This window comes from Streptomyces sparsus, assembly GCF_054776295.1.
Genome location: NZ_BAAHCA010001417.1, coordinates 1 through 869, shown reverse-complemented (window position 1 = coordinate 869; position 869 = coordinate 1). Strand labels below are relative to the sequence as shown.

1 protein-coding gene is annotated in these 869 nt (G+C 73.1%); it reads left to right on the top strand.

Going from position 1 to position 869, the window contains the following annotated elements:
- The coding region (locus ACYVE9_RS28785) for a ketoacyl-synthetase C-terminal extension domain-containing protein (RefSeq protein ID WP_461030819.1) at window positions 1-869 on the top strand (869 nt) is incomplete at both ends.

The following is an 869-nucleotide window of genomic DNA, read 5'->3' as shown; positions in this document are numbered from 1 at the left end:
CGGTGGAGGCGCACGGCACCGGCACCTCACTCGGCGACCCCATCGAGGCGCAGGCCCTGCTCGCCACCTACGGCCAGGGCCGCCTCGCCGACCGGCCGCTCCTGCTGGGCAGCGTGAAGTCCAACATCGGCCACACCCAGGCGGCGGCCGGTGTCGTCGGCGTCATCAAGACCGTGCTCGCCCTCCAGCACGGGGTCCTGCCCCCGACCCTGCACGCCGAACGCCCCTCGACCCACGTCGACTGGACAGCGGGCCACGTGCGGCTCCTCACCGACCCCGTCGACTGGCCGCACGCCGACCACCCGCGGCGCGTCGGCGTCTCCGCCTTCGGCGTCAGCGGCACCAACGCGCACGCCATCATCGAACAGGCCCCGCAAACCCCTGCCGAGGAGCCCGCCGCACCCGGTACGCCGCCCACCCGTCTGCCCGTCCTGCCCTGGGTACTGTCCGCACGCGACGAGGACAGCCTGCGAGCCCAGGCGAACCGCCTGGCCGCCCACCTGCATGCCCGCCCGGACGCGGACCCGTACGAGCTGGCCGCGTCACTGGCCACCAGCCGCACCGCCCACCCGCACCGCGCCGCGGTCCTCGGCACCACGCGCGACGACCTCCTCACGGGCCTCGACGCCCTCGCGTCGGCCCGACCCCACGAGAGCGTCCTCACCGGCACCGCCCGAGCCGAGGGCAAACTCGCGTTCCTGTTCTCGGGGCAGGGTGCGCAACGCCTGGGGATGGGCCGTGAGTTGTACGAGGCGTTTCCGGTGTTCGCCGATGCTTTCGATGAGGTCTGCGCCCAGATGGGCGAGGACTTGAAGTCGGTGGTGTTCGGTGATGATGCGGAGGTGTTGGGTCGGACGGAGTGGGCGCAG